Annotated in this window: 9 protein-coding genes; 3 read left to right on the top strand and 6 right to left on the bottom strand. The window is 71.3% G+C overall.

Annotation, left to right across the window (positions count from 1 at the left end):
- Positions 1-43 precede the first annotated feature (43 nt).
- From AC3A46_RS01550 to cysS, 3 genes are all read right to left on the bottom strand, one after another.
- The gene (locus tag AC3A46_RS01550) at positions 44-685 is read right to left on the bottom strand and encodes an NAD(P)-dependent oxidoreductase (RefSeq protein ID WP_487663478.1); all 642 of its coding nucleotides are present in this window, start codon (positions 683-685) and stop codon (positions 44-46) included.
- Between the two features lie 97 nt (positions 686-782).
- Positions 783-1775 (bottom strand): 23S rRNA (guanosine(2251)-2'-O)-methyltransferase RlmB, encoded by a 993-nt coding sequence (gene rlmB, locus AC3A46_RS01555; protein ID WP_487663479.1) that lies wholly within the window; start codon positions 1773-1775, stop codon positions 783-785.
- 29 nt (positions 1776-1804) lie between these two features.
- Positions 1805-3250, bottom strand: coding sequence for a cysteine--tRNA ligase (gene cysS, locus AC3A46_RS01560; RefSeq protein ID WP_487663480.1), 1446 nt, complete (start codon positions 3248-3250; stop codon positions 1805-1807).
- A 95-nt stretch (positions 3251-3345) separates the two neighbouring features.
- Between cysS and AC3A46_RS01565 the strand changes: the two genes are divergently transcribed.
- Positions 3346-4275, top strand: a complete 930-nt coding sequence (locus tag AC3A46_RS01565) for a DMT family transporter (protein WP_487663481.1) — start codon at positions 3346-3348, stop codon at positions 4273-4275.
- A gap of 58 nt (positions 4276-4333) precedes the next feature.
- Positions 4334-4801 carry a GNAT family N-acetyltransferase gene (locus AC3A46_RS01570; protein WP_487663482.1) on the top strand — a complete coding sequence of 156 codons (468 nt, stop codon included), beginning with the start codon at positions 4334-4336 and terminating at the stop codon, positions 4799-4801.
- Between the two features lie 21 nt (positions 4802-4822).
- Here the strand turns inward: AC3A46_RS01570 and ispD are convergent, their stop codons facing one another.
- Positions 4823-6025: a 2-C-methyl-D-erythritol 4-phosphate cytidylyltransferase gene (ispD, locus tag AC3A46_RS01575; RefSeq protein WP_487663483.1), complete on the bottom strand. Its 1203-nt coding sequence runs from the start codon at positions 6023-6025 to the stop codon at positions 4823-4825.
- A 106-nt stretch (positions 6026-6131) separates the two neighbouring features.
- A complete protein-coding gene (locus AC3A46_RS01580; RefSeq protein ID WP_045298114.1) occupies positions 6132-6614 on the bottom strand; it encodes a CarD family transcriptional regulator in 483 nt (160 codons plus the stop codon).
- Positions 6615-6759: 145 nt separating this feature from the next.
- Between AC3A46_RS01580 and AC3A46_RS01585 the strand changes: the two genes are divergently transcribed.
- Entirely contained in the window at positions 6760-7227 is a 468-nt protein-coding gene (locus AC3A46_RS01585) for a DNA modification methylase (protein ID WP_487663484.1), read from the top strand.
- 63 nt (positions 7228-7290) lie between these two features.
- Here the strand turns inward: AC3A46_RS01585 and AC3A46_RS01590 are convergent, their stop codons facing one another.
- Positions 7291-7974, bottom strand: coding sequence for a response regulator (locus AC3A46_RS01590; RefSeq protein ID WP_487663485.1), 684 nt, complete (start codon positions 7972-7974; stop codon positions 7291-7293).
- Positions 7975-8190: the final 216 nt, after the last annotated feature.

Here is an 8190-nt window from a genome sequence, read left to right on the forward strand (position 1 = left end):
GCATCTCCGCCGGCGGAGATGCACCCTTTCGCGATTGCCGCTGTCAGTACCCGACGGTGAACCGCTTGCGGGGGTGCTGCGGGTGCTCGATCTCGTCGACGATCGCGACGGCGAGGTCCTCGCCCGAGATGTACGACTCGCCCTCGGCGTCGGTGACGATGACGTCGCCGCCGGTGCGGTACTCACCGGTCCGCTCTCCCGGGTTGTACGCACCGAAGCCGCCCGCGGGGTGGATGTAGAACCAGTCCACCGACTCGGGCGCTTCCTTGAGGTCGTCGAGGATGCCGATGGCCTCGAGCGCCTCCGCCTTGTAGTCCTCGGAGAACGAGGGAAGGTCGACGACCCGCTCGCCGCCCTCGGTGACGAGGCTGCCGCCGGCCCCGCCGATCACGCCGAGGCGAACGCCCTCGGGCAGAAGCGAGGCGAGGGCCGCGATGTTCGGGCGCACGAGCCCCTGCATGTCGCCGCGCGGCGCGACCGCCGATACGACCACATCGACGCCCTCGATCTGCGCGAGCAGGTCGGGCACGTCCGTCAGCGAGCCCTCGATGTAGATCGCCCCCGCATGGCGCTCGGCGGGGATGCGGCGCGCGATCGAGAGGACGCTGTGGCCCCGGCTCACCGCCTCGGCGACGATGTGACGGCCGGCGTATCCCGAGCCTCCGATGACGGCGATGCGTGCCATGTGCTGCCTTTCGACGAGTGGTGTGCCGGCTGTCGCCGGCTCTGCAGAGGAGAACGTGCGCCGCGTGGGGATCTTCCCGCGCGCGTCACACGCGGACTCAGGCGGGAGCGGTGCCCCGGAGCGTCGAGACCTGGTAGAGCGCGACGGATGCCGCGATCCCGGCGTTGAGCGACTCCGTGGCCGACGAGATCGGGATCGACACGATCTGGTCGCAGGTCTCCGTGACCAGGCGCGAGAGGCCCTTGCCCTCGGAACCCACCACGATCACGACCGGCCGGTCCGCGAGCTCGAGGGCCGGAAGGGAGACGTCTCCTCCGCCGTCGAGTCCGAGGACGAACACGCCCTGCTTCTTGAAGTCCTTGAGCATCGCGGTGAGGTTCGAGGCGAGGGCGACCGGCACACGAGCCGCGGCGCCGGCGCTCGTCTTCCACGCGGCCGAGTTGACGCTGGCCGAGCGGCGCTGCGGGACGATGACCGCCTGCCCGCCGAAGGCCGCGGTCGAGCGGAGGATCGCGCCGAGGTTGCGCGGGTCGGTGATGCCGTCGAGCGCGACGAACAGCGGCGTCTGGCCCGCGTCGATCACCTTCTCGAGCAGGTCCTGCGGGTGGGCGTACTCGTACGGCGGCACCTTGAGCGCGACGCCCTGGTGCACGCCGTCGAAGCCCGCCATGCGGTCGAGCTCGGGGCGCGTGACCTCGAGCACCGGGATGTCGCGATGCGTGGCGATCGCGAGCATCTCCTTGACCCTGTCGTCCATCTCGACGCGCTGCGCGATGTAGAACGCGGTGGCGGGGATCTTGGCGCGCAGCGCCTCGAGCACGGAGTTGCGGCCGGTCACCGTCTCGGTGTCGTCGTCCTTCTTCGCGGGGCGCGACGACCGCGGCGCGGACTGCCCGGGCCTGCCCGTGCCGCCCGCAGCGGCGTACCGCTCAGCGGCGGCCTTGCGCTTGCCTGCCGGGTGCCATGCGCGGTCCTCGGCCTTGGGTGTCGGCCCGCGGCCCTCGAGGGACCGCTTGTTCTTGCCGCCGGTGCCCTTGGTGGGGCCCTTCTTGTTGCCCTTGCTGGCGCCGGGGCGTCCTGGCTTTGCCATCAGTTCTCCTTCGTGCGGGCCGCAGCCCGTCAGTTGCTCTCCGCCGGGCGAGGAGCATCGGCGACACTCCAATGCGTCCCGTCGGGACCGTCTTCGAGGGCGATGCCGGCCGCCGCGATCGCGTCGCGGATGCGGTCGGCGGCCGCCCAGTCCTTCGCCGCGCGCGCGTCGGCGCGCTGGGCGATCATCGTCTCGACGAGGGCGTCGAGAGCGGATGCCTCGGCCGAGGCGTTCGTCGACCGCCAGTGCGGGTCGAGGGGGTCGATGCCGAGCACGCCCGCCATCACGGCGACGTCGGCGAACGCGCGCAGCGCCGCGTCGCGGTCACCGGCATCGAGCGCGGAGTTGCCGTCACGCACCCTCTCGTGCAGCACGGCGAGCGCCTGGGGCACCCCGAGGTCGTCATCGAGGGCGGTTGCGAACGCGGCCGGGACCGCAGCATCCACTCGCACGTCCTCGGTTCCCCGCAGCGAGCGCAGCGCGCGCTCGAGGAAGGTGCGGATGCGATCGAGCGCCGCCTCGGCCTCGTCGAATGTCGAGGTCGTGATGTCGAGGCTCGATCGGTAGTGCGCCGCCGCGAGCGCGTAGCGCACGACGAGCGGGTCGCGCTCGCGCAGCAGGTCCTCGGCGAGGACGAAGTTGAACAGCGACTTCGACATCTTCTGGGCGCCGACCGTCACGAGGCCGTTGTGCACCCAGTACCGCGCGAAGCCGTCGCCGGCCGCCGTCGACTGCGCGAGCTCGTTCTCGTGGTGGGGGAAGCGCAGGTCGAGCCCGCCGCCGTGGATGTCGAACTCCGCGCCGAGGTAGCGGCGCGCCATCGCGGAGCACTCGATGTGCCAGCCGGGCCTGCCGAGTCCCCAGGGCGAGGCCCAGGTCGCCGATGCCGGTTCGCCGGCCTTGGCGCCCTTCCAGAGGGCGAAGTCGCGCGGGTCGCGCTTGCCCCGCGGATCCGCGTCGGCCGCCGGCTCCATCGCGTCGATCGACTGGTTCGTGAGCGACCCGTAGTCCACCCACGACCGGACGTCGAAGTAGACGTCGCCCGCTGCCTCCGTGTCCGCCGCCGCGGCGTAGGCGTGCCCGGCCTCGATGAGTCGCTGGATGAGCTCCTGCATCTGCGGGATCGATGCCGTCGCTCGGGGCTCGTAGGTCGGCGGGAGAATGCCGATCGCGGTGTACGCGCGCGTGAACTCGAGCTCCATGCGGTACGCGAGAGCCCACCACGGCTCACCGTCCGACGCGTTCGAGAGCACCTTGTCGTCGATGTCGGTGACGTTGCGGACGAAGGTGACACGGCCGTACCGGTGGGTGAGCCAGCGGCGCAGGATGTCGAAGCTCAGCGCGCCGCGCAGATGCCCGATGTGAGGGCCGGACTGCACCGTCGGACCGCAGACGTAGATCGTGACGTTTCCGGGGTCGAGGGGCACGAAATCGCGCAGGGTCTGCGCCTTGGTGTCGTACAGCTGAACCGTCACCGCACCAGCCTACCGGCGGGTACCCCACCGACCCTGAGTGAGTGCGGCGGCGAGGGCATTCCGACGGAGGGCGCCGTTTCGGATATAAACGGGAGGTGCATGTGCTCGCCGTCCTCGCCGCCGCGCTCCTGTTCGGCACGACCGGCACCTCGCAGGCGCTCGGCCCCGCCGGCACCACTCCCCTGTCGATCGGCGTCATGCGCATGGTGATCGGCGGCACCGGACTCGCGATCATCGCGTTCTCGCTCGCCGCGCGGCACTCCCGACGTCTGCCGGCGGGTGCGGTCCGGCCGCGCTGGGGCGTCCGCCCCGTCCTGCTCATGGTGCTGACGGGCGCATGCCTCGCGCTGTACCAGCCCTTGTTCTTCCTCGGCACCGCACGCAACGGCGTCGCGGTGGGCACGGTCGTCGCCCTCGGCTCGGCGCCGATCCTCGCCGGCCTCCTGGAATGGGCGTTGACGCGACGGATGCCGACACCGACGTGGATGGGTGCGACCGCGCTCGCGACGATCGGCGTCGTGCTGCTCGGCTTCGGCGGCGAAGCCGGCGCGACCGGCGGCACGGATCCCCTGGGACTGCTCGGATCCATCGGCGCGGGCGCCTCGTTCGCCGTCATCGCCAACGCGCAGCGACGCCTGCTCGACGACGGCTGGGATCCCTTCACGGTCGTCGGCGCCATGGGCGCCAGCTCGGCGATCATCTGCGCCTTCGCACTCCCCTTCGTCGACCTCTCGTGGCTCGGCACGACGTCAGGTGTGGTGATGGCCCTGTGGCTGGGCCTGGCGACCATCTCCATCGCGTACGTGCTGTTCACGTGGGGCCTGAGCGGCCTCACTGCGGCCACCGCCGCGACGCTGACGCTCGGCGAGCCACTGACCGCGAGCGTGCTCGGCATCGTGGTGCTCGGCGAGCGGCTGTCGGCACTCGCGATCGTGGGGCTCGTGGTGCTCGCCGCGGGGCTCGCTCTCCTTGCATGGGGATCCCGGTCGCCGCGCGACCCCGCTCCCTACGCCGTCGAAGCGTGAAGCAGGTCCGACGGCGGGAAACACGGCCGAAACCGGCGCGTGGCACACTGGGCGCGACATGCAGCGCACCATCGAGATCCGCACCGACGACCTGAGCGGCGACGCCACCCGGCGCCTCATCGCCCGGCACCTGGCGGGGATGCACGACACCTCTCCGCCCGAGAGCGTGCACGCGCTCGGCATCGATGCGCTGCGGCATCCGTCGCTCTCGGTCTGGACGGCGTGGATCGACGGCGAGCTCGCGGGCGTCGGCGCACTGAAGGCGCTGGACGCCGACCGCGGCGAGATCAAGTCGATGCGCGCGGATGACAGGTTCCGCGGCACCGGCGTCGGCCGCGCGCTGCTGCGCCACATCATCGAGGACGCCCGACGGCGCGGAATGTCGAGTCTGTGGCTCGAGACGGGCGCCACCGAGGACTTCGCGCCCGCGCAGCGCCTCTACGAGAGCGAGGGCTTCGTCGTCTGCGGTCCTTTCGAGGATTACGCGCTCGACCCGTTCTCCGTGTTCATGACGCGCACGCTCTGACGCCCGACGGCAGCGGAGCGATCAGGCCGGGACGACGAGGGCGACCGCGAAGGCCGAGACCCCCTCGCCCTGCCCGGTGAACCCGAGACCGTCGGTCGTCGTCGCAGAGACCGACACGGGCGCGCCGCCGAGCGCGGCCGACAGGGCTCTCTCGGCCTCGGCGCGGCGTGCGGACATTCGCGGGCGGTTCGCCTGCACCTGCACCGAGACGTTGCCGACGCGCCAGCCCGCTTCCCCGAGCAGCGCGACGGTGCGCGTCAGGAAGGCGCCCGCGTGCGCGCCGGCGTACTCGGGATGATCGGTGCCGAAGTGCGTGCCGATGTCACCGAGGCCCGCGGCTGCCAGCACGGCGTCGACGATCGCGTGCGCGACGGCGTCGCCGTCGGAGTGCCCGGACAGCGGCGCTTCACCCGGCCATTCGAGTCCCGCGAGCCACAGCGTCCCCTCGCCGCCGAACGCATGCACATCCGTGCCGACGCCGACGCGCGCAAGCGCCGGCGCGCCGCCGAGGTGTGCTGCGGCGTGCGGCGCGGGCTCGGCGATCAGGTGGCGGGCGCGATCGAGGTCCGCCGCGGTCGTGATCTTGAAGGCGAGCGGATGCCCCGGCACGGCCGCGACGGCATGCCCGGCCTCCGCGACCAGAGCGGCGTCGTCGGTGAAGTCCGTCGTGGCGGCGTCGTATGCCGCGTCGAGCACGTCTCGCCGGAAGCCCTGCGGCGTCTGCGCCGCGGCGAGCTCGGCGCGGTCGACCGCGGCGAGGATCTCGTCACCCGCGACGCGCTTGATCGTGTCGACGACCGGGAGCACGGGGATCGCGCCGACCGCGCCGCCGTCGAGCGCCGCGATGACGCGCTCGAAGACCTCGGCCGGGGTGAGGGCGCGCGCCGCGTCGTGGACCAGCACGACCTCGACATCGGCCCACAGGGCTGCGAGACCGGCGGCCACGGAGGCCTGGCGGGTGTCGCCGCCCGCGACCACCGAGACCAGCTCCCGCCGGTTCCCCGCGGCGGCCAGCGCCTCGCTCAGCGCGTCGCCCTCGCGCCCGGCGGGAGCGACGATCACGACCTGCGCGAGCGGGGCGGCGAAGACGCCCTCCAGGGCGTGACGCAGGATGCTGCTCCCGTCGATGCCGACGAACGCTTTCGGCGCTCCGGCGCCCAGTCGGGTACCGGATCCGGCGGCCACGACGATGACGCCGACGCGCGGCACGGGAGTGATGCTCACCCGTTCACGCTATCGCGATCGGCGGGCGGCGCCGTGCGCGTCCGGCCGGCCGGAATCGGGTGCGCACAGCAGAACGGCGCCCCATCGGGGCGCCGTTCCAGGAGTCTCAGCTCGCGAGGACCTCGTCGAGAAGAACGCTGGCCTTCTCCTCGTCGGTCTTCTCCGCCAGGGCAAGCTCGGAGATCAGAATCTGCTTCGCCTTGGCGAGCATGCGCTTCTCCCCGGCCGACAGGCCGCGGTCCTGATCGCGGCGCCAGAGGTCGCGCACGACCTCGCTGACCTTGATGACGTCACCGGAGGCGAGCTTCTCGAGGTTCGCCTTGTAGCGGCGCGACCAGTTGGTCGGCTCCTCCGTGAAGGGAGCGCGCAGCACCTCGAAGACCTTGTCGAGGCCCTCCTTGCCGATGACGTCTCGGACGCCGACCAGGTCGACGTTCTCTGCGGGGACTTCGATGATGAGATCACCCTGCGTGACGTTGAGCTTCAGGTACTTCTTCGTCTCGCCCTTGATGATCCGGTCTTTGACCTCGATGATCGTAGCCGCCCCGTGGTGGGGGTAGACGACCGTCTCGCCAACCTCAAAAAGCATGGAGTTATGTCCTTTCGGCAACCTCCAGGATACCACAGGCGAAATACGCTAAGGTTCTCCGCCCTCCGGCCGAGGTGGTGCTCCGCGCCGTGCATCGCGAGCCCCTAGAATGCTGAAGAACCGTCATCCGTCTTATGGAGGATCCGTGAACCGCCGCCTCATCGCGTCGCTGGCCATCGGGGGCGCACTCGTCCTCACGACGACCGGGTGCAGCATGATCTCGCCGCAGGCGACCACGATCCCGTACTCCGCGGCCGAGGGCACGAACGTCCACGAGGCCGGGCCCGTCGAGGTGCGCAACGCCCAGATCGTCGCCGACGAGGACGGGTCCGAGGGCAACTTCGTCGCCGCGCTGATCAACCAGACCGACGACTCGCAGACCCTCAACATCGAGTTCGGCGAGGGCGGCCCGACGCTCACCGTGCGCGTGCCCGCGAACACGACCGTGAGCCTCGGCTCCGAGGAGGACGAGCCGCTGCTCGTCGAGGACCTCGACGCCGTTCCCGGCACCGACATCACCACGTTCTTCCAGTCCGGCGACTCGGAGGGCGCGCTCGTCTCGGTGCCCGTGCTGGACGGGACGCTCGACTACCTCGCACCGCTCGCTCCCTGAGCGACGCTCGCGCACACGAAAGAGGGCGCCCCATCAGGGGCGCCCTCTTTCGCGTGCGGCGGCTCAGCCCTCGAAGCGGTAGCCGAGGCCGCGCACGGTCACCAGCATCTCCGGCGAGCCGGGGTTCTTCTCGATGCGGGAGCGGATCCGCTTGATGTGCACATCGAGGGTCTTCGTGTCGCCGAAGTAGTCGCTTCCCCACACGCGGTCGATGAGCTGGCCCCGCGTGAGCACGCGGCCCGCGTTGCGCATGAGCACCTCGAGCAGCTCGAATTCCTTGAGCGGCATGTTGATCTCGCCACCCTCGACGGCGACGGTGTGACGGTCGATGTCGAGCACGACGCGACCGCCTTCGAGCACGCGGTCCTCGAGGTCGGCGTCGATCTGCGAGAACCGTCGCAGCACGGCGCGCATGCGGGCGAGCAGCTCGCGTGCGGAGTACGGCTTGGTGACGTAGTCGTCGGCGCCGAGCTCGAGGCCCACCACGATGTCGACCTCGGAGTCCTTGGCGGTCAGCATGATGATCGGCACGGCCGAGCTGACCCGGATCTGGCGGCACACCTCGGTGCCCGGCATTCCGGGCAGCATGAGGTCGAGGAGCACGATGTCGGCGCCCCGCTCGCGGAACGCGGTCAGGGCGGTCGGGCCGTCTTCGGCGATCTCGACCTCGTAGCCCTCGCGGCGAAGGAGGTAGGCGAGCGGGTCGGCGAGGTCGGGCTCGTCCTCGACGATCAGGACGCGGGTCATGCGGGGTCTCCATTCGCGACGGATGCGGGATTCTGACCGCCGGCAGGACCGACGGGAGTCTGGGGTGCAGCCGATGTGGCCGCACGGGCAGGTGCCGCAGGTGCCGCCGGCTTGGCCGTGCGGGCTGAAGCGGCCCGTTTCGCCGCGGGCGCGGCCGGAGCGTTCTCCGCGATCGGCGCGCTCGTCGCGGCCGGAGCGGCCTGGGGCGGTGCCGCG

It is taken from the genome of Microbacterium sp. Soil_C_42 (assembly GCF_057656735.1).

Bases quoted from the DNA above. Each gene is read 5' to 3' on its own strand.
- AC3A46_RS01550 (WP_487663478.1), bottom strand. From the start codon at position 685: ATGGCACGCATCGCCGTCATCGGAGGCTCGGGATACGCCGGCCGTCAC.
- rlmB (WP_487663479.1), bottom strand. From the start codon at position 1,775: ATGGCAAAGCCAGGACGCCCCGGCGCCAGCAAGGGCAACAAGAAGGGC.
- AC3A46_RS01570 (WP_487663482.1), top strand. From the start codon at position 4,334: ATGCAGCGCACCATCGAGATCCGCACCGACGACCTGAGCGGCGACGCC.
- AC3A46_RS01580 (WP_045298114.1), bottom strand. From the start codon at position 6,614: ATGCTTTTTGAGGTTGGCGAGACGGTCGTCTACCCCCACCACGGGGCG.
- AC3A46_RS01590 (WP_487663485.1), bottom strand. From the start codon at position 7,974: ATGACCCGCGTCCTGATCGTCGAGGACGAGCCCGACCTCGCCGACCCG.